Here is a 19,165-nt window from a genome sequence, read left to right on the forward strand (position 1 = left end):
CCCTCCCCACGAGGGGGAGTGGCTTAGCCCCGGCATCGCCCCAGATTCTCTCCCCCCTTGTGGGGGAGATGGCCGGCAGGCCAGAAGGGGTGTAATAAGCACAATCTTGTTATCCTGAAGAGACCCACCGCATAATGCCCACAGTCGCACCGCTTGATCTTGAAGGCCACGTCGTCGCGGCCGAGTTTCTTGGCGACGTGCCTTTCTTTGCAACGGCCGTGGGCACCATCCACCGGCTCGATGGCGGAGAGAAGGTCACCGAAGCCCATCAGGGTCTGCTCGCCTGCGTGCGCGATCCCCATAGCGCCACCCTGCTCACCGGCGGCGAGGACGGAAAGGTTCTGCGCATTGCCGCAGACGGCAGTGTGGAAGAACTCGCCCATGTCCCGCGCAAATGGATCAGCGTCATCGCCGGCGGCCCGCAGGGCGCGGTCGCCTATGCCTCCGGCAAATCCAGCTTCGTGCGCCAGAAGGACGGCACGGTGAGGGAGTTCACCGAGGAGCGCAGCGTGGAGGGCCTTGCCTTTGCGCCCAAGGGGCTGAGGATCGCCGCCGCCCGCTATAACGGCRTCTCGCTGCACTGGGTGGGCACCAATGCGCCGGCCGCCGATCTCGACTGGAAGGGCGCCCATACCGGCGTCACCTTCTCGCCGGACGGCCGCTTCCTGGTCACCATGATGCAGGAAAACGCCCTGCATGGCTGGAAGCTCGACGGCAAGCCCGGCGAGCATCGCCACATGCGCATGACCGGCTATCCCGCCAAGGTGAAGTCGCTTTCTTGGTCGCCGAAGGGCAAATGGCTTGCCTCTTCCGGCGCTCCTGCCGCGATCGTCTGGCCCTTCGCCAGCAAGGACGGCCCCATGGGTAAGGCGCCGCTGGAGCTCGGCACCCGCGCCGATATCATGGTCACCCAGGTTTGCTTCCATCCGGCCGAGGACGTGCTGGCGATCGGCTTCGTGGACGGCATGATCCTCGGGGTCCGGGTCGCGGACGGCAAGGAAGCCCTGCTGCGCCGTCCGGGTAAGGGGGCGATCACCGGCATGGGCTGGAGCGCCAGCGGCAAGCTTCTGGCCTTCTCCTCGGAAGCCGGCGATTGCGGCGTGATCGATATCTCTGCCTGAACTGGCAGCACGAATGCCCGCGGCGGAGAAATCTCCGTCACGGCCTGATCCGTAGGGATGGGCAGGCAGTCGGTATCGGGTAGTATGGATGTGTCAGGCGTTCTGCCTGCCCGATCGTTCAGGTTTATCCGAAGAGCGCGGTTCCTGAGGGTTCGAATTCCGAAACCCCGCTCTTCCGGTAGGTTGACACCCTGACGGCGTCACCCTGCCCTTACGACCATCACCGGCGCCGGATTTGCTTGCCGTTGGGCGTCCGGTTCGCGACCCGGCTCCCTTCCGATGACGTGCAAAGCATAACCGCGTGGCGGAAGGCGGGGATGAATGGGAAAGTTATTTTCGCTAAATCGTTGATCTCGCTCGGAGGACCGAGCGCTATCGTCCCCGCTCAAACCGTCTTCACCACGCCGATGATCTCGGCCAGAAGGCCGTGCAGCTCGTCGCGATAGCCGTTGCGGGCGGAGGGTCCGTTCTCGTCGGAGGTCATCGCGACGGTCAGCTTGAGCGACGGCACGATGTAGATCATCTGCCCGCCATAGCCCCAGCCGAAACGCACCTCCTCCCCGCCGATATTCCGCAGGAACCAGCCATAGCCGTAGCCATCGCCGGAAAAGCGGGAATGGGTGCGCACCTGCCAGGATTGGTCGATCCAGCCCTGCGAGACCACCTGCCGTCCGGAAGGCGTTTTGCCGCCGTTGCGGTAGAGCTCTCCGAAGGCGAGCAGCGAGCGAGCGGACATCGCCATCTGATTGCCACCGAGATAGATGCCTTGCGGATCGCGGTCCCAGGCGCCGATGCGAAAATCCGGCACCGGCTCCAGCCACTCGCGCGCCAGCGCCAGCGTCGAGCGGCGGCCGACCCGCGTCAGGATGGCCGAAAGCAGGTGGGTGGAGGCGGTCGAATAGAGCATCTCGCCGCCCGGCGTGGCCTCGAAGGGCTCCGACAGTGCGAAACGCACCCAGTTGGAACTTGCGACCCAGCGCCCGTAATTCGGCCCCGACATGYGGGCGAGCCCCGCCTGCATGGAGAGAAGATTGCCGATGGTGATTTCGTGGATGCGCGGATCGGGATTTGCCGGCAGATAAGCCTCGAGGATCGGCGCGATCTTCTGGTCCGGCCCTTCGAGCAAACCACGGTCGATCGCAATCCCGACAAGGCAGGAAATGATCGATTTGGAGGCCGATTTGATATTGGTGGACTCGCTGGCCGCATGGCCGTTGAAGGCCCGCTCGGCGGTCATTTTCCCGTTCTGCGATACCAGCACGACCTTCAGTGGCTCGAGTTCTTGGGCGTCGCTCAGCACAGTATCGAGCGTCACCGGCGGCTGCGGCACGCCTTGCGCGAGGCCGCGCACAGCCGTCAGGACAAAGGGCATGGACAGAAGAGTGGCGCGACGCGTGATCATGCGCCGCAGGTTATGCCAGCCTGGCGCGTGGGAACATGGCCAAGCCGCCGGATTCACGCCAAAATGATGGGGCGTGAAGGCCGCTTGTGGATGAAGCGAGAATGGCAAGTCAGGAACCTCGCTCCCGGACGCTCGTTCGCTACTCGAACAACGACGAGGTTTTGCCGATGGCTCCGGCAGACGATTTCAGGATAATGCTTTCCTGCGATCCCGAGGAGAAGGTCCGGGCCGGCGAAGCGCTCTACCGGTACAACGTGGCCGAGACCGAAAGGGATGACCGCTCGCCGATCGGCGCCGTGCTCTACGATCCGTCGGGCGAGGCATTGGGCGGCCTCTGGGGGCGGACCGAACTTGGCGTGCTTTTCCTGGATATGTTCTTTCTGCCCGAGAACTTGCGCGGGCGATCCTATGGCAGCCGGCTTCTCGCCCTCGTGGAGACAGAGGCGGTGAAAAGAGGCTGCAAGCGGGCCGTCGTGGAAACCARCACCTTCCAGGCTCCCGGCTTCTATAGCCGTCACGGCTATCAGGAGTTCGGCCGCGTCGAGTTCGATATCGAAGGACATGCCCGCGTGTTTTTGCAGAAGTATTTGAGGTGAGCGGCATTGCAATGCCGGTGGGATGGAGCGGGCACCCTGCCGCCCTCAATCCCCTTCGTCGGGGATGTTGAGAAGATGGCCGCACGCCTTGCAATGCACGGCATCGGCATCGTGCCGCTGCAGCCCGCATTGGGGACAGGGGAAATGCACCTTGTAGGGCCGCACGATCGTCTGGGCGAGCCTGACGAACAGCGAAATGCCGACGATCATGGTGACGACCGAGGTCAGCTTGCCGAGCGTGYCGGGCAGCGTGATGTCGCCGAACCCGGTGGTTGTGATGGTCGCGACCGTGAAGTAGAGGGCATCGACGAAGCCCTCCCCTCCCTCTTGGGCATAGAAGAAGGTCGTGTAGACGAAGCCGGTGACGAGAAAGAGGAAGACGAGGAAGTTGAGGACCGCGCGCACCACTTCGTGAAAATGGAGCCATCCGTACCGGCGCAGTCCCTCGCGCAGCAGCGGGCTCTTGCCGATCGACCAGATCCGCATGACCCGAAGAAAGGCGAAGTTGAACAGCGCGTCGGGAAAAAGCAGCGTTGCGAGGACCACGATGTCGATCCACGTCATCGGTTTCCTGAGGAAGGTCCGGAGCGACGGCGCTGCCAGCGCCCGCGCGGCGAGCTCGGCGCCGACCCAGGCCGCGATCATGTAGTCGATGATCAGATAGGAAGGGCCGGACCGCAGATATGGACCCATGATGAAGAAGACGAGAATGCTGAGGTCTATGAAGGCCAGCAGCGCCTGCCACCGCAAGGCCCCGCGATCGCGGCCCCGCTCGATGCGCTGCACTGCAAGCCGCAGCGACTTCAGGTAGGAGGAGGCAGGCTCTCGCCGCGGGGAAGTCGTATCCATGAGCGCAATATAGGCTGCCTGCCAGGGCGGGCAAGCGGGAGGCTCCACCGCACGAATCTCTGACCGCGCGGCCTGTTCAAACCTCGGAACATAGCCGAAATCTTTGAGTTGGACGGTAGCCTGAACTCGAACCCGAGGGAGAAGACGATGATCGAGGTTCTTTCCGCACCCGACAACATAGCCGCTTTCCGTGTTGCGGGCACCGTCACTGCGAGCGATTACGACCAAATCATCCCCGCGATAGAAGAGAAGCTGAGCGATCATGAGGACATAGGCATACTGGCCGATCTCACGGGGTTCGAGGATATGACCGGCGATGCCCTGCGTCGCGATCTCGAATATGGCCTGAGCAAGCTCGGCGAATTCCACCGCTTCAAGCGTGCCGCGGTGATCACCGACAAGCAGTGAATCAAGGCTACTACCGAGATGACGGGTAAGCTCTTCCCGCAGATCGAAGCGCGGGTGTTCCCGGAAAACGAGAAATCCAAGGCCATGGAATGGGTATCGGCCGTTCACTGACGGTTGCCGGGCCGGACATCGGCAAGGGCGCGGGCATTTCTGCCCGCGCTTTTTTTCGTCGATGCCTGAAGCTTCAGGACGCCCGGGCCGTGCCGCCTTGCGGCGCGAGCGCAAAGCTCGCATCCTTCTTCTCGTAACCGAAACCGGCGAGCAGGGCGACGGCCGCGGCGACGATGATGGCGACGATCATCAGCGCCAGCGCGTAATCGCCATTCCAATGTTCGGCCAGCCCGGCCTGAATGGTGGCATTGCCCGAGGCGAGCAGGTTGCCGAGCTGGTAGGCGAAACCGGGAAAAGTGCCGCGAACCTCATCCGGCGATAGCTCGTTGAGATGGGCGGGAACGACGCCCCAGGCGCCCTGCACGAAGAACTGCATCAGGAAGGCGCCGGCGGCGAGCAGCACGGGGCCATGCGCATAGGTCCAGAGCGGAGCGATCGGCATGGCGACGAGTGCGGCGATCACGATCGCCTTCCGGCGCCCGATCCGCTGTGAAAGCGCGCCGAAGAACAGCCCGCCGCAGATCGCGCCGATATTGTAGACGACGGCGATCGCCCCGACCGTGTGGGTCGAATAGGCACGCTGGACTTCCAGGAAGGTCGGATAGAGATCCTGCGTGCCGTGGCTGAAGAAGTTGAACGCCGTCATCAGCACCACCGCCCAGATGAAGAGCGGCACGTTCTGGCGCAGCACCGTCAGGAACGGCCGGCGCTCCCGGTTGCGGCTCATCAGGAAGGCCGGCGATTCCTCGACATTGCGGCGGATGTAAAGAACGAGCAGCGCCGGCAATACGCCGACCATGAACATGCCGCGCCAGCCGATCACCGGAAACAGGAAGAAGAAAACCAGCGAGGCGATGAGATAGCCGCAGGGATAACCCGCCTGCAGGATGCCGGAGACGATGCCGCGGCTGCGCTCGGGGACCGTCTCCATGGTGAGCGATGCGCCCACGCCCCATTCGCCGCCCATGGCGATGCCGTAGAGCAGCCTGAGCACGATGAGCATGGTGAGCCCGGTCGAGAAGCCGGAGAGGAATTCGAAGATCGAATAGAGCAGCACGTCCACTATCAGCGTGACGCGGCGGCCGTATCGGTCGGCGGCGAAGCCGAAGATCAGCGCGCCGAGCGGGCGCATGGCGAGCGTCAGGAAGATCGCGATCGAGACCGCCGAAACATCGGTCTGGAATTCATCCGCGATCGCCTTGAGGATGAAGACAAGTATGAAGAAATCGAAGGCGTCGAGAGTCCAGCCGAGGAAGCTGGCAATGACGGTATTGCGTTGGCTTGGAGTGAGCGAGCGAAGGTCTTCGAGCGCTGACATGGCAATCTCCTCCATTCGGAGACGGCGGCGAGGCGGGCAATGTCCGGATGTCGTCGAATCGAGGCCGGATGCACCGGCGGGGAGCCGGTGTTCTGGTTGAATTCCCGCAATGCATGTCTTGGAAAGGAAGGCAGGTATTGGCGAGAGGTTGGTGACTTCGCTTAAAAGCGTGAGGCAGATGAATGTTCCCGCGCGGCGGCGCGCTCGCGAATTTGTGTAGTGAGGGCCGTTTAGAGTTCCGTTTCCGCAAACACCTTCACGATCCAGTCGACGAACACGCGCACCCGCGGCGCCAATTGGCGGTTCTGCGGATAAAGCGCCGAAAGCGGCGTCGGCGTCGGCGGAAAACCGGCAAGGACCTCGACGAGTTCCCCCCGATCTATATCCGGCTGCAGCCGGTAGCGCGGAGCCTGAATGAGCCCGAAACCGCGGCGGGCTAGATCGACCATCGTGTCGGAATTGTTGACCGTCAGCCGGCACGGCAGGGTGACGTTGCGCACCTCGCCCGCGACCATGAACTCGAGCGGCATGATATGGCCGGTGCGCGACGAGATGAAGCCGATCGCCACATGTCCGTCCAGCCCGTCGGGCGATTGCGGCATGCCGTGCCTTTCGATGTAGGCCGGGCTGGCGCAGGTGATCTCGGTGATGAGCCCGAGCCGTCGCATGATCAATCCGCTGTCGGTGATTTCGCCTGCACGGATGACGCAATCGACGCCTTCCCGGACGAGATCCACCAGCCGGTCGCCCTGGCCGATCTGCAGATCGAGCAGCGGATAACGGTCGAGAAATTCATCGAGCCGCGRCAGAAGGACGGTGCGGGTCAGATGCCCATGCGCATCGACGCGGAGCAGGCCTCGCGGCTGGGTATCGCGAAAGATATTCTCCGCCTCGTCCACCTCCGCGAGGATCGCAAGGCAGCGCTGGTAGAAGGCCTGGCCGTCGAGCGTCGGCGTGACATGGCGGGTCGTCCGCTCCAGAAGCCGCGCGCCGACATCGCCTTCCAGCTGCTTGACCGCCTCGGTGACGGTCGAGCGGGCAAGCCCCAGATCGGCGGCAGCGGCGGTAAAGCTGCGCCGTTCGACGATCCGGACGAAGAGCTGCATGCGGTCGAGGCGGTCCATGGCTTTGTTCACCATGGGCGAATTCTTATGTCAAATCACCAGTAATTGTTCAGGTGCGGCGTCAGCAATATCTCCTGCCCAACACGAAGGAGAATTGCCATGACCAATGACAGAGAACGCGTCGCGATCGTAACCGGAGCATCGAAGGGGATCGGCGCGGCCATCGCCAAGCGCCTGGCCAGGGACGGCATCGCCGTTGTGGTGAATTACGCCAGCAGCCGCGAGGCCGCCGACGCGGTGGTCGCCGAGATCGAGGCGGGCGGCGGCAAGGCGGTTGCGGTTCAAGCCGATATCGGCAGCCCGAACGGCGTCGCCGACCTGTTCGACGCCGCGGAGAAAAACTTCGGAGGCGCCGATATCCTCGTCAACAATGCCGGCATCATGAAGCTCGCGCCGCTTGCGGAGATGGACGACGCGGCCTTCGAACAGCAGGTCACCATCAATATGACCGGCACCTTCCGCGGCATTCGCGAAGCCGGCCGGCGTCTGCGCGATGGCGGGCGCATCATCAACTTCTCGTCCAGCGTCGTCGGTGTCTACGGGCCGAACTACGGCGCCTATGCCGCCAGCAAGGCCGCCGTCGAGGCGATGACGCATGTGGCCTCCAAGGAGCTCGGCAAGCGCGGGATCACCGTCAACGCGGTCGCTCCCGGCCCGGTGGAAACCGACATGTTCATGACCGGCAAGTCCGACGAACTGGTCCAGAGGATCGTCGGGACGATCCCGCTCGGCCGTCTCGGCCAGCCGGAAGAGATCGCCTCCGTCGTTTCCTTCCTGGCAAGCCCGGAAGGCGGCTGGGTGAACGGCCAGGTGCTGCGCGCCAATGGCGGCATGATCTGAAGCACAATCTACAGCAACAAGGAGAAACCAATGCCGTTCGTCAATATCAAGACGCCGGAAGCGGCGCTGAACCGCGCACAGAAGGAGGAAATCGTCCACCGGGTGACGGACATGCTCGTGGAATATTTCACCGAGGCGGCGCGGCCGCACACCATGGTGCTGATCGAGGAGGTCAAGGACGGCGGCTACGGCCGCGCCGACGAGATCTTCATCATGCCTGATGCCTATCGGGCAAAGGACGGCGGTTAACCCTCTCAACGAAAACGGCGCGGCGAAAAACGCCGCGCCGTTCCACTACCGGCCCTCCCTCGTTGACGTTCTAGAACCGGTAGGTAACGCCCGCCCCGATCAGCCAGGGATCGACCTTGGCCTTGCCGCTCAGCGGGCCGAGCGTATCGTGATCCGCCTTCCAGTCGGTCTTCAGGAAAATCTTCTTCACATCGAAGTTCAGACCCCAATGCTCGTCGAGCATGTAGTCGAACCCGACCTGCAGCGCCGCGCCGACATGATTGCGAACATCGAGGTTGCGGAAGCCCGGCTTTTCCGACTCGTTATAGAAGAAGGTGTAGTTGATGCCCGCGCCGACATAGGGCTTGAAGGCGCCGAAATCCGTGAAGTGGTATTGCAGCGTCAATGTGGGCGGCAAAATCCAGGCCCGCCCGACAGGCACGCCGACCGCGCCGTCCTCCCTGATATTCGCATAGGTCGTGCCGAGAACGAGCTCGGCGGCGATGTTGTCGGTGAAGAAATAGCTGATATCGAGTTCCGGGGTCACCGTGTTGGAATAGGAAAGGTCCGAACCCGGCACGCCGTTCACCGAGCCCTTGTCCTCAGTGATGACGCCCAGACCGCGCACGCGGATCTGCCACGGGCTTCTTTCGGTAGGCATATACTCCGCCACCGGAGCAGCGGGTGCCCGCGTCAGGTCCGCCGCCATCGCCCCGAACGCGAAAAAAGCCGCCGCCGCGCCGGCGATCCATCTCAGATGCAGTCTGCTGTTCATGTGTCCCACTCCTTCTCGTGCACTGGTCCTTCGCTGCCCAAGCTAGGCGCAACGGGCTCGAGTCGGATTGATCGGGATCAATGGCGGGACACGGAACGCCGCACCGGAAGATGGAATTTCGACGCTCTGCCACAAGAATATGCAGGTAAACACCTGCGCTTGACATGCAGGTGTTTACCTGCATATTATGGTTTCAGACAAGAAGTGAAACCAATGGACTCAGACAAATTCTTCAAGGCGCTCGCCGATCCGACCCGCAGAAAGCTGCTCGACCTTCTCTGTGAGAAGAATGGGCAGACCCTCGGCGAGCTTTGCGAACACCTGGACATGGCCCGGCAATCCGCCACGCAGCATCTCGGCATCCTGGAGGAAGCCAATCTGGTGAGCACCGTCAGGCGTGGCCGGGAAAAGCTGCATTTCATCAACCCCGTCCCGCTCCATGAAGTCTACGAGCGGTGGGTACGCAAGTTCGAACGTCAGCGGCTCGGCCTGCTGCACGATCTCAAGAAGGAACTCGAAGGAGAACGGAAATGACCAGAGAGACCATCAGCTTCGTCTACGTGACCTATATTGCCGCGACACCGGAAAAGGTGTTCGAGGCCATCACCAAACCGGACCTCGCACGCCGCTACTGGGGCCATGAAAACGTCTCCGACTGGCAGYCGGGATCGAAATGGGAGCATATCCGCGCCGATGACGAGCGCACGGTCCAGCTCGTCGGCAAGGTCGTCGAGGTTTCGCCGCCGAGCCGGCTGGTCATCACCTGGGCCGGCGCTTCGCAGGCTTCCGATCCGGCAAGCTATAGCCGGGTTACCTTCGAGATCGAGGAATACGAGGACATGGTGCGGCTGACGGTCACCCATGACGAACTCGAAGCCGGCAGCGCCATGGCGAGCGGCATCACCAAGGGCTGGCCGGTGGTTCTCTCCAGCTTGAAATCCTTCTTGGAAACCGGCCGCGGGCTCGACGTCTTCGCAAAGCCGAAGGCGGCCTGATCCGGCAACGTCCGAGGAACGCTATCATGGCCAAGTTCTATACCGGCGGATGCGCGTGCGGCGCGATCCGCTACCAGACGAGCAGCGAGCCCATCTTCGAGAACCACTGCCAATGCCGTGATTGCCAGAGACGAAGCGGCACCGGGCACGGATCTTATCTGAGCTTTCCCCGCCGAGACGAGGTCAGGATAGTCGGCAAGGCGTCGCAGTGGAGCGTGACCGCCGATAGTGGGAAGGAAAAGGTCCATGCCTTCTGTCCCACATGCGGAACGCCGGTTTACGTGATCTTCGCCGCGATGCCGGAATCGATAGCGATCCACGCAGCGAGCCTCGACGATCCGGACCAGTTCAGCCCGCAAGCCCTCACATACAGCATCCGGGGCAATGCATGGGATACGATCGATCCCTCGCTGCAGACATTCGAACGGCTGCCGCCCGGCTGAATTTCCCCGAGCTGAACCCGCACGAAAAACCCCGCCTCCCCTGAGTGGGGAGGCGGGGCCGGGCAGATCGGGGGAACGCGAGGCCTGCGTTGAATGCTGTTTTTCAGGCCAGCTTGCGCCCGCTCGGCACGATCATGCCCGCGGCACCTTCCAACCAGCCGGCCTTCAGCTCGAGCGCCAGGAAACGGGAGCGCTCGAACGGGCCGGGCATGACGAGATGCCGGGTCTTGTCGGCGAAAAAGCCGAAACGTTCGTAATAGGCCGCATCGCCGACGAGCAGGATGGCACCGTGGTCACGCTTGTGGGCCTCGGTGATCGCCGCACGCATCAGCGCCGAACCGATGCCCTTGCCCTCGTGGTCGGCATCGACGGCGAGCGGGCCGAGCAGCAGCGCATCGACCGGATTGCCTTCGGTGGTGATGCCCGCCTCGACATTCCAGAGCCGCACGCTGCCGATCACATGACCGTCCGCATCGCGGGCGACGAGTGCCAGGCCCTCGGCCGGAACGCGGCCGCGGCGGATCTTTTCCGACGACTTCTTGCGGCGATCCGGCCCCATGGCGCGGTCGAGCAGGTTTTCGCGGGCCACGACATCGGCCGGAGTTTCGGCGGCGATGGTGAAAGTATTGGGCGCAAAGAGTGCGCGCACAGAATCAAGAACAGTGGCCATCCCGGCCTCCCGTTGCTCAAAACCGTTTCAGACGGTGTCGGACGATCGTTGTGGATTTGCCGCCCCGGCTGGCTACGGGGCTGGCGAGATCAGATGACGTAAGCCTTGAGCGGCTCGAAGCCGTTGAAGGCGACCGCCGAATAGGTCGTCGTATAGGCGCCGGTGCCTTCGATCAGAACCTCGTCACCGATCGTCAGAGAGACCGGCAGCGGATACATGTTCTTCTCGTAGAGCACGTCGGCCGAATCGCAGGTCGGGCCGGCGAGCACGCAGGGCTCCATCTCGTCCTGATCGCGCGCRGTGCGGATCGGGTAGCGGATGGCCTCGTCCATCGTCTCGGCGAGACCGCCGAACTTGCCGATGTCGAGGAAGACCCAGCGATGGTTGTCGTTGTCGGACTTCTTCGAGACCAGAACGACTTCCGCCTTGATGACGCCCGCATTGCCGACCATGCCGCGGCCCGGCTCGATGATCGTCTTCGGCAGGTTGTTCCCGAAGTGCTTGCGCAGCGATGCGAAGATCGCCTGGCCGTAGGCTTCCGCCGAAGGCACATCGCGCAGGTACTTGGTCGGGAAACCGCCGCCCATGTTAACCATCTTGAGCTCGATGCCCTGCTTGGCAAGCTGCGCGAAGACGCGGCGTGCGTCGGCCAGCGCCGAATCCCAGGCATCGACCTTCGTCATCTGCGAGCCGACATGGAAGGACACGCCGTAGGATTCCAGACCCAGCTGGTGAGCGTAGACGAGGACGTCCACGGCCATCTGCGGCACGCAGCCGAACTTGCGGCTGAGCGGCCATTCGGCGCCTTCGCCATCGGTCAGCACGCGGCAGAACACCTTCGCGCCGGGAGCGGCACGGGCGATCTTCTCGACTTCCTCATGGCTGTCGACGGCGAAGAGGCCGACACCGAGCTCGAAGGCGCGCGCAACATCGCGCTCCTTCTTGATCGTGTTGCCGAAGGAAATGCGGTCGGCGGTAGCACCGGCATCGAGCGCCATCTGGATTTCGGCGACCGAGGCGCAATCGAAGCTGGAGCCCAGCGAAGCGAGCAGCTTCAGGACTTCCGGAGCGGGATTTGCCTTCACCGCATAGTAGATCGCGCTGTCCGGCAGGGCATGACGGAAGGCGTGGAAATTGTCGCGCACGACATCGAGGTCGACGACGAGGCACGGGCCTTCCGGACGTCGGGTCTTGATGAAGTCGAGGATGCGAGCGGTGGTCATCGGTCATTCCCCTTCAAAAATCTCAGGCTCCGGCGAACCGGAGGACAAAGGACGGATGAGAATGCGCTCGGCCCAGCTGGTGGAGACACCGGACCGCAAACACGCTCAAACGCGCGAACTTTGGATCAACGCCCTGCCACGAGCGAAAATCCGGCTTTGTCTGCCATGGATTGGAGGGATTATCCCAACCGCACTTCCGGCAATGATGGTGTGCCTCTTCAGTATTGCAGGCTGATGGAAAGCCTGCAGAGACCAGAAAGGCCCGCACCGTCGTTGCTTCAAGATGTCCTCGCATTTCCCGGTTGGCCGGAATAGCGACTGGAGGGGTTAGTTCCAGGTACCTTACCGATGACCTCACCTTAGGGATAAATCCCAATTCGAGGGTCGGCGGACACCCACAGGCACGTGCGACTTTGGGCAGCCGGGAGATAAGAATATTCGCAGTCATAATCAAGAGATTTTTTTACCTTTCGGCTAAAAATCGCATTGCACTATCGCGGGCAAAATCCCAACTAGGGTTCCACGGAACCAAGGGGATGCAATTTGGATACTCTGACGCGCATGCGGGCCTTCATCGACGTGGTCGAAGCCGAAGGCTTTTCGGCCGCCGCCCGCAAGACGGGGCGCTCCAAGGCGCTGCTTTCGAAATACGTCCGCGAACTGGAAGACGATCTCGGCGCCCTGCTGCTCAACCGCACCACGCGCCAGTTCTCCATGACCGAAGCCGGCCATACCTATTACCGCACGGCCGCCGATATCCTGAAGGAAATCGACAATCTCGCCGACTTGGTGCGCGAGAACAATGCCGATCTCAAGGGCAGGCTGCGCGTCTCGGTGCCGCGCACCTTCATCGACGCGGAGGTCGGGCAGTCGCTGATCGATTTCGCCAAGGGGCATCCGGAGGTTTCGCTGGAGATCGTCGCGGAGGACCGTTTTGTCGATCTGATCGAGGAGAACTTCGACCTCGCCATCCGAATCACCAAGCTGGAGGATTCGGGCCTCATCGCCCGCAAGCTCTCCGATTTCCGGGTCTACACGGTTGCGACCGCCGATTTCGTCGCGAAACACGGACCGTTCGAACATCCGCAGGACCTGAACCGCGTTCCTTTCATCATCGACACCAATTCCCGCTGGCACAACAATGTCCGTTTCAACGGGCCGGAGGGCAACACGATCTCGGTTTCGGTGAGCGGCCCGATCGAGGTCAACAGCCCGCAGACCACACTGCGCGCCGCTCGCGCCGGGCTCGGCGTCGCGATCATTCCGGATTTCATCGCCGCGCCCTCGATCCAGTCGGGCGAACTGGTGACGCTTTTCGACGACTATATCGCCAAGGACCGAGGCATCTATGCGGTCTATCCGCACCRCCGCTACCTGCCGGCGAAGGTTAGGAGCTTCGTGGACTTTCTCTCCACCTGGTTCCGCAGGCATCCGCACTGAGTCGAAATTCCGTCCCATTTGCGGGGCACACAACGCGACGATATCTATACCCCTCATCCGGTCCTTCGGACCACCTTCTCCGCGGTGAGGAGAAGGAAAGGTACCGCACCGCCGCCGCTCCTCCTCTCCCCTTGGGGAGAAGGTCGCCGAGCGAGGCGGGTGAGGGGGGAAATTTCTGTTAGCCGTCAACCGGCCGGGGAACCTAGGGCGAATGCGATATAGAAACCTCATCATAACCGCGCTGGCGGCCGTCGCGGCGCCGCTGCCCGCACTTGCCCATCCCCACATCTTCGCCGAGGCGCGTCTGGAGGTGATCGCCGGCGACGACGGCATGATCTCCGAGCTGCGCAATGTCTGGCGGTTCGACGAGATGTTCTCATCGAGCGTTCTGCTCGACTTCGACAAGAACACCGACCTGAAACTGGATGAGCAGGAATTGGCCGAGCTCGGCGAAACGATGCGCACCTCGCTTGCCGATTTTCACTATTTCACGACCATAACCGTCGACGGCGCCAATGTGGGCGTGCAGAAGCCGGACGCGATCCATGTTTCCTACGATGAGGGCCAGATCCTCGTCTTCTTCGCGGTAAAGCCGGAAAAGCCGATGCCGGCGAAAGGCAAACTCACCTTCGGGGTCTACGATCCCTCCATGTACACGGCGATCGACTTTCCGACAGACAAGGATCTCGTGGCCGAGGGCAAGGCGCTTGCCGCCTGCAAGCATCAGGTGGTGCGTCCCGATCCCGACGAGATCATCTCGCAGAACAGTGCGACGCTGACCGAGGCTTTCTTCAACGACCCGACGGGCAACGACATGACGAAACTCTTTGCGACCCGGCTTGAGGTGACATGCTGAGGACAAGCCGAACCCTCATCTTCGCGGCACTCGCGGTCCTCCTGCTCGCAGCCGCCGGCGCCAATGCCCAATCTCCCCTCGGGGTCGGCTCCGCCGAACCCTCCTTCAGCGTCGGCGGGCCGCTCGGCGGCTTTTTCGCCTGGATCAACACCCACCAGCAGGCCTTCTACCGGGCGCTGACAGCGGCGCTCCGCGCCATGCGCGAAGACCCCTGGGCGCTGACCGGCCTGATCGGCCTTTCCTTCGCCTACGGCGTCTTCCATGCGGCAGGCCCCGGCCATGGCAAGGCGGTGATCTCCTCCTACATGGTCGCCAACGAAACGGCGCTGAAACGCGGCATCCTGATCTCCTTCATCTCGGCGCTGGTGCAGGGCGTAACCGCCGTCCTCTTGGTCGGCGCCGCCTATTTCGCGCTTCGCGGCACCGGCATCACCATGACGCGCGCCACCTGGGCGATGGAAGTGGCGAGCTTTGCCTTGATCGCTCTGTTCGGCGCTTGGCTGCTGCTACGCAAGCTGTACGCGCTCAGAATGCGCGTCGTCACGGTTTCCGAGCCCGTTGCGGCCGGCATCGGCAAGGGCCCGACCGGACTGCGCTTCGAGGCAATCGAGATCGACGATCACGAATATCGCGGCTCGGGCGGCGCCTGCGAAACCTGCGGCCACGCCCATATCCCTGACCCCGCCCTCCTGAAGGGACGCGATTTCAGCCTCCACGAGGCCTGGTCGGCGATCATCGCCGTCGGCCTTCGCCCCTGCTCCGGCGCGATCCTGGTGATGAGCTTCTCGCTGCTGAACGGGCTCTATCTCGGCGGGCTGCTTTCAGTGCTCGCCATGTCGATCGGTACGGCGATCACGGTTGCGATCCTCGCCATTCTCGCCGTCAGCGCCAAGGACCTCGCCGTGCGCTTCGCAGGCCCCGGTTCGAGGAAGGCCATGTGGGCGGGCACGGCGATCGAGATCGCCGGCGCGCTCTTCGTGCTCCTGATGGGACTGATCCTGCTCGGAGCATCGCTGCAGGGCTGACGTCTCAAAGCGTCACGACGATCTTGCCGAACTGCTCGTTCGATTCCAGGAAGCGGTGAGCCTCCACTATCTGCTCGAAAGGGAAAGTTCGGGCGATGACCGGCTTCAGCGCGCCGGTGGCGAGACCTTTCAGGATGAACGCCTTGGCGGCTTCCAGGCGAGCCGCGTCGGCGCTGATCTCGTGAACGAGATAGCCGCGCAGCGTCAGCGATTTGGCGAGCACCGTGAAAATCGGGAAGGGTGTCGGATCGGGGCTCAGCGCGCCGTATTCGATGAGGATGCCGCCGCGCGACATCGCAGCCGTCAGAGGCGCGAAATTCGGCCCGCCGATCGGATCGAACACCACCCGAACGCCGTCCGGGCCGGCGATCCCGGCAAGCCGCGCCCCGAGATCCTCTTCGGCGGAGGCGATGACATGCGCGCCCTTTTCCAGCAAGGCCTCCCTCTTGGCCGATGTCCGGGTGACCGCGATTGCCGTCGCGCCGACCATGTTGGCGATCTGGATCGCCGCAATCCCGACGCTGCTGGAGGCCGCGGTGATGACGACAAAATCGCCGCGCCGGAGCTTCGCGATATCGATCAGCGCCCCGTAGGCCGTGAGATATTGCATCCAGACGGCGGCGGCCTCTTCCCAGCTGAGCGACGGCGGATGCTTGACGACATGGTTGGCGGGAAAGGTCGCAAGCTCTCCATAGGCCGGCCAGCGGATCATCGAACGGGGCGGCACGACGCTGACGGCATCGCCAACCGCAAATCCAGTCACCCCCTCGCCCACACTCTCCACGATGCCGGCGGCTTCGAGCCCAAGGCCGGACGGCAACACGGCGGTTTCGATATAGGTGCCGGACCGCAACAGCGCCTCGGCCCGGTTGAGACCGAGCGCCTTCACCCGGATGCTGACCTCTCCCTCATCAGGTCCGCGCACATCGACGTCGTCAATCCGCAGGACTTCCGGACCACCAAGCTCATGAAAGCGAATAACACGCGTCATCGGCAAAACTCCAAATCAATTGAATGGAATGAGCTATGACAGGCACGATTTCCGCGATAAATAGCGCTTCAGGCACGACAGTAGAAACTAAAGGTTTTCAATATGGATCGCCTCACCAGCATGGCCGTGTTCGTCAAGGCCGTCGATACCGGCTCCTTCGCCGCGGCGGCGCATGCGCTCGATCTCTCAGGCCCGATGGTCGGCAAGCATATCCGCTTCCTGGAGGACCGGCTCGGCACGCGGCTTCTCAACCGCACCACGCGCCGCCAGAGCCTCACCGATTTCGGACGGGCCTATTACGAGAGATGCCGGATCGTGCTTGCGGAAACGGAAGCAGCGGAAGCGCTTGCGGCCGACCAGCTCATGGAGCCGCGCGGAAAGCTCAGGGTCACCATGCCGGTRCATTTCGGCCGGCACTGCGCCATGCCTATCCTCATGGACCTGACGCGGCAATATCCGGCTCTCGAGCTGGAGCTTTCCTTCAATGATCGCCTGACCGACCTTGCGGAGGATGGCTTCGATCTCGCCATCCGGACGGGGAGCCTTCAGGACCGGGCGGACGTCATCGCCCGGCGCATCGCCCGCCAGAGCATGATCGTCTGCGCCGCCCCTTCCTATCTTGAAACGCACGCCCGGCCGGAGCGGTTGGAAGACCTGGCGGAACACCAGGCCATCGTCTATCGCCGCACAGGTCCGGTTTCTCCCTGGCTCTTCCCCCGTGAGGGATTCCCTCCAGTGGAGGTCCATCCTCAAAACCGGTTCCGGCTCGATRACCTCGATGYGATCGCCGATGCCGCAACCGCAGGCATGGGGCTTGCTTGGCTTCCATGCTGGCTGGTGAGGGAACGTATCCGGACGGGCAGACTCACCCTGCTCCTGCCGGATGAGCCGGCATTTCCTTATGACGTCCATGCGCTTTGGCTGAAGACGCCGCATCTGCCGCGAAAAGTTCGCCTCGCCGTCGATGCGCTGGCGGCGGCCCTGCCCCGGTTCATGGGCTTGAACTCGACTATTTCCGCTGCTGGTAGCGTGCCCTGAGCCAGAAGATCAGGAAGAAGGCGAGCACCGCCGCAATGCCGAAGGCGGCGGCAAGCCAGGGCGAGAACTCCGCCAGCCACAGCATGATCGGCGGCATGGCGAAGAACAGGATCAGGAAGCCTGCGAGGATGATCGCGGCCGCAATCGCCGGAGAGCGTTTTTCGGTCATGCCGTGGCTTCCTTGGCGAGATCGGCCCGGATTTCCTCCAGCCGCCGTTTCTGCTGTCCCGCCCCGTCGAAATTCTCCGGTGCGAGCCAGGCCTCAAACGCGGCCTTCAGGAGCGGCCATTCGCCGTCGATCATCGAGAACCAGGCCGTGTCGCGATTGGCGCCCTTGGAAATGATGTGCTGGCGGAAAACGCCCTCGAAGGTGAAGCCGTAGCGCCTGGCCGTGACCTTGCTGGCCTCGTTTTCGTTATGGCACTTCCATTCGTAGCGGCGGTAGCCGAGTTCGTCGAACACATGTCTTGCCATGAGGTAATGGGCCTCGGTCGCAAGCGGCGAACGCTTCATGTCCGCCCCATGCGCGACGGAGCCCACCTCCACCACGCCGTTCTTCGGGTCGGGGCGCATGTAGCTCGCCATGCCGACAACCTTGCCGCTCGCGTTGTCGCGGAAGACGAGCGTCACGAAATCGAGGTTGGCGTTCGCATTTTCGATCCAGGCGCCCAGCTCTTCCGCCCTGGTGTAATCCTGGTTCGGGAAGAATTTCAGCAGCCCGTTGATACCGGCGCCGCCACCCAGCGCATCCCAGAGCGGCTGGAGATGTTTATCCCTCTCATAGGGCTCGAGGGTGACGAAACGGCCCTTGAGGGTGACCGGAGCGGGTGCCGGGACCTTGTAGTTCTTGAGATCGCGCATGGTGGCCTCTGCTTTGGAGCCATGAGGCTTAGGCCAGAGGTGCGGGAAAGGCAACGGGGAGACTGCGTAAGGTCGCCCCTCCCCAGCCCCTCCCCCTTGTGGGGAGGGGGGTTGGGGAGGGGAATGGAGGCTTAGATCAAACCTTCACCTTCGCGGCCGAAACCGTCGCATCGATATGGTCGATGAGCGCGTCGGCCAGGCCGAGGCGGCCGGCAAGCATGTCGAGATAGCCGCGTTCGACACGCGTGTCCGGATCGATGGTGAGCCTCGAAGCGGTATAGAGCTCGACTTTCTGCTCCTCGGTGCGGGCTGCGGCGACGAGCTTGTCGAGATCGACCGGGCTGGCAAGTTCCTTCTCGATGAAGGCTTCCGCTTCCGCGCCGAGATCGACCGCATGCACCTTGTCCATGATGTTCGTGCGCTCGGCCTCGTCGATATGGCCGTCGGCCTTGGCGGCCGCGATCATCGCCCGCACCAGGGTCAGCGCGAAGTCATTGGTCAGCGTCGGAGACTGGGGATGGAAGGGAGAATCTGTCGGAGGCGGCAGAAGCGGCGTCTCCGCCTGTGGCTGCGGCTGCGGCGCCGTCTGCGGCGACTGGCCCGACTGATAGTTCTTGTAGGCGAGATAGCCGAGACCCGCTATCGCCGCGAGCCCGCCCAGCCCGGCGGCATTGCCGGCGAGCTTCCGGCCTGTCTTGGTGCCGAGAACGGCGGCGAGGATCGCGCCGGTTGCCAATGGATTGTTGCGGGCAAGATCGGTGGCCTGCCCCGCCCGCTCCCGGAGCGTTCCGGAAACCCCCGGTATCTGCGAGCCGAGGAATTGGTCGAGCAGCTTCTTGGCATCAAACATC

At 63.0% G+C, this 19,165-nt stretch carries 23 protein-coding genes; 12 read left to right on the forward strand and 11 right to left on the reverse strand.

Translation table 11 applies throughout. The features are described 5' to 3' along the window. Positions 1-134 precede the first annotated feature (134 nt). The gene (locus LCM4573_RS03355) at positions 135-1,121 is read left to right on the forward strand and encodes a WD40 repeat domain-containing protein (RefSeq protein WP_071004435.1); all 987 of its coding nucleotides are present in this window, start codon (positions 135-137) and stop codon (positions 1,119-1,121) included. A 385-nt stretch (positions 1,122-1,506) separates the two neighbouring features. On the opposite strand, the gene LCM4573_RS03360 is transcribed toward LCM4573_RS03355, so the two are convergent. Then, positions 1,507-2,523 (reverse strand): serine hydrolase, encoded by a 1,017-nt coding sequence (locus LCM4573_RS03360; RefSeq protein WP_071004437.1) that lies wholly within the window; start codon positions 2,521-2,523, stop codon positions 1,507-1,509. A 101-nt stretch (positions 2,524-2,624) separates the two neighbouring features. Between LCM4573_RS03360 and LCM4573_RS03365 the strand changes: the two genes are divergently transcribed. After that, positions 2,625-3,119 carry a GNAT family N-acetyltransferase gene (locus LCM4573_RS03365; protein ID WP_244505217.1) on the forward strand — a complete coding sequence of 165 codons (495 nt, stop codon included), beginning with the start codon at positions 2,625-2,627 and terminating at the stop codon, positions 3,117-3,119. Positions 3,120-3,164: 45 nt separating this feature from the next. On the opposite strand, the gene LCM4573_RS03370 is transcribed toward LCM4573_RS03365, so the two are convergent. After that, positions 3,165-3,968 carry a potassium channel family protein gene (locus tag LCM4573_RS03370; RefSeq protein WP_071004439.1) on the reverse strand — a complete coding sequence of 268 codons (804 nt, stop codon included), beginning with the start codon at positions 3,966-3,968 and terminating at the stop codon, positions 3,165-3,167. Between the two features lie 147 nt (positions 3,969-4,115). On the opposite strand from LCM4573_RS03370, the gene LCM4573_RS03375 reads away from it, so the two are divergent. After that, positions 4,116-4,376 (forward strand): STAS/SEC14 domain-containing protein, encoded by a 261-nt coding sequence (locus LCM4573_RS03375; protein WP_071004441.1) that lies wholly within the window; start codon positions 4,116-4,118, stop codon positions 4,374-4,376. A gap of 184 nt (positions 4,377-4,560) precedes the next feature. Here LCM4573_RS03375 and LCM4573_RS03380 read toward each other — a convergent pair whose 3' ends face one another. Then, entirely contained in the window at positions 4,561-5,805 is a 1,245-nt protein-coding gene (locus LCM4573_RS03380; RefSeq protein WP_071004443.1) for an MFS transporter, read from the reverse strand. Positions 5,806-6,035: 230 nt separating this feature from the next. Beyond that, positions 6,036-6,929, reverse strand: a complete 894-nt coding sequence (locus LCM4573_RS03385) for a LysR family transcriptional regulator (RefSeq protein ID WP_071005165.1) — start codon at positions 6,927-6,929, stop codon at positions 6,036-6,038. 99 nt (positions 6,930-7,028) lie between these two features. Here LCM4573_RS03385 and LCM4573_RS03390 point away from each other — a divergent pair, with 99 nt between their 5' ends. Continuing rightward, complete coding sequence (locus LCM4573_RS03390) at positions 7,029-7,769, forward strand: SDR family oxidoreductase (protein WP_071004445.1); 741 nt, start codon at positions 7,029-7,031, stop codon at positions 7,767-7,769. 30 nt (positions 7,770-7,799) lie between these two features. Beyond that, positions 7,800-8,018, forward strand: coding sequence for a 4-oxalocrotonate tautomerase family protein (locus LCM4573_RS03395; RefSeq protein WP_071004447.1), 219 nt, complete (start codon positions 7,800-7,802; stop codon positions 8,016-8,018). A 70-nt stretch (positions 8,019-8,088) separates the two neighbouring features. Here LCM4573_RS03395 and LCM4573_RS03400 read toward each other — a convergent pair whose 3' ends face one another. Continuing rightward, positions 8,089-8,772 carry an OmpW family protein gene (locus LCM4573_RS03400; RefSeq protein ID WP_083347290.1) on the reverse strand — a complete coding sequence of 228 codons (684 nt, stop codon included), beginning with the start codon at positions 8,770-8,772 and terminating at the stop codon, positions 8,089-8,091. A 213-nt stretch (positions 8,773-8,985) separates the two neighbouring features. On the opposite strand from LCM4573_RS03400, the gene LCM4573_RS03405 reads away from it, so the two are divergent. The 3 genes from LCM4573_RS03405 to LCM4573_RS03415 are packed head-to-tail and all read left to right on the forward strand — an operon-like array spanning position 8,986 to position 10,210. Beyond that, a complete protein-coding gene (locus LCM4573_RS03405; RefSeq protein WP_071004449.1) occupies positions 8,986-9,306 on the forward strand; it encodes a helix-turn-helix transcriptional regulator in 321 nt (106 codons plus the stop codon). After that, entirely contained in the window at positions 9,303-9,767 is a 465-nt protein-coding gene (locus LCM4573_RS03410; RefSeq protein ID WP_071004451.1) for an SRPBCC family protein, read from the forward strand. The genes LCM4573_RS03405 and LCM4573_RS03410 overlap by 4 nt, the downstream gene beginning before the upstream one ends. Positions 9,768-9,793: 26 nt before the next feature. After that, on the forward strand, positions 9,794-10,210 hold the full coding sequence (locus LCM4573_RS03415; protein ID WP_071004453.1) for a GFA family protein: 417 nt from the start codon (positions 9,794-9,796) through the stop codon (positions 10,208-10,210). 103 nt (positions 10,211-10,313) lie between these two features. Here the strand turns inward: LCM4573_RS03415 and LCM4573_RS03420 are convergent, their stop codons facing one another. Both LCM4573_RS03420 and odc2 read right to left on the reverse strand, forming a co-directional pair. Continuing rightward, positions 10,314-10,880: a GNAT family N-acetyltransferase gene (locus LCM4573_RS03420; RefSeq protein WP_071004455.1), complete on the reverse strand. Its 567-nt coding sequence runs from the start codon at positions 10,878-10,880 to the stop codon at positions 10,314-10,316. Between the two features lie 89 nt (positions 10,881-10,969). Then, the gene (gene odc2, locus LCM4573_RS03425; protein WP_071004457.1) at positions 10,970-12,103 is read right to left on the reverse strand and encodes an ornithine/lysine decarboxylase; all 1,134 of its coding nucleotides are present in this window, start codon (positions 12,101-12,103) and stop codon (positions 10,970-10,972) included. Between the two features lie 543 nt (positions 12,104-12,646). Here odc2 and LCM4573_RS03430 point away from each other — a divergent pair. The 3 genes from LCM4573_RS03430 to LCM4573_RS03440 all read left to right on the forward strand — a co-directional run bounded on the left by LCM4573_RS03430 (position 12,647) and on the right by LCM4573_RS03440 (position 15,424). Further along, positions 12,647-13,543 (forward strand): LysR family transcriptional regulator, encoded by an 897-nt coding sequence (locus LCM4573_RS03430; protein ID WP_071004458.1) that lies wholly within the window; start codon positions 12,647-12,649, stop codon positions 13,541-13,543. 211 nt (positions 13,544-13,754) lie between these two features. Continuing rightward, positions 13,755-14,399: a DUF1007 family protein gene (locus tag LCM4573_RS03435; protein ID WP_071004461.1), complete on the forward strand. Its 645-nt coding sequence runs from the start codon at positions 13,755-13,757 to the stop codon at positions 14,397-14,399. Next, the gene (locus LCM4573_RS03440; protein ID WP_071004463.1) at positions 14,393-15,424 is read left to right on the forward strand and encodes a nickel/cobalt transporter; all 1,032 of its coding nucleotides are present in this window, start codon (positions 14,393-14,395) and stop codon (positions 15,422-15,424) included. The genes LCM4573_RS03435 and LCM4573_RS03440 overlap by 7 nt, the downstream gene beginning before the upstream one ends. A 4-nt stretch (positions 15,425-15,428) precedes the next feature. On the opposite strand, the gene LCM4573_RS03445 is transcribed toward LCM4573_RS03440, so the two are convergent. Then, the gene (locus LCM4573_RS03445; RefSeq protein ID WP_071004465.1) at positions 15,429-16,415 is read right to left on the reverse strand and encodes a zinc-dependent alcohol dehydrogenase family protein; all 987 of its coding nucleotides are present in this window, start codon (positions 16,413-16,415) and stop codon (positions 15,429-15,431) included. A gap of 102 nt (positions 16,416-16,517) precedes the next feature. On the opposite strand from LCM4573_RS03445, the gene LCM4573_RS03450 reads away from it, so the two are divergent. Further along, a complete protein-coding gene (locus LCM4573_RS03450) occupies positions 16,518-17,453 on the forward strand; it encodes a LysR family transcriptional regulator (protein ID WP_071004467.1) in 936 nt (311 codons plus the stop codon). Here the strand turns inward: LCM4573_RS03450 and LCM4573_RS03455 are convergent. The 3 genes from LCM4573_RS03455 to LCM4573_RS03465 all read right to left on the reverse strand — a co-directional run bounded on the left by LCM4573_RS03455 (position 17,425) and on the right by LCM4573_RS03465 (position 19,164). Beyond that, entirely contained in the window at positions 17,425-17,622 is a 198-nt protein-coding gene (locus tag LCM4573_RS03455; protein WP_071004469.1) for a hypothetical protein, read from the reverse strand. The genes LCM4573_RS03450 and LCM4573_RS03455 overlap by 29 nt on opposite strands. Continuing rightward, positions 17,619-18,314, reverse strand: coding sequence for a GNAT family N-acetyltransferase (locus LCM4573_RS03460; RefSeq protein ID WP_071004472.1), 696 nt, complete (start codon positions 18,312-18,314; stop codon positions 17,619-17,621). The genes LCM4573_RS03455 and LCM4573_RS03460 overlap by 4 nt, the downstream gene beginning before the upstream one ends. Before the next feature lie 136 nt (positions 18,315-18,450). After that, positions 18,451-19,164: a tellurite resistance TerB family protein gene (locus LCM4573_RS03465; protein ID WP_071004473.1), complete on the reverse strand. Its 714-nt coding sequence runs from the start codon at positions 19,162-19,164 to the stop codon at positions 18,451-18,453. Position 19,165: the final 1 nt, after the last annotated feature.

The organism is Rhizobium sp. LCM 4573 (assembly GCF_001854865.1).
In the GTDB taxonomy this organism is placed as follows: domain Bacteria; phylum Pseudomonadota; class Alphaproteobacteria; order Rhizobiales; family Rhizobiaceae; genus Neorhizobium.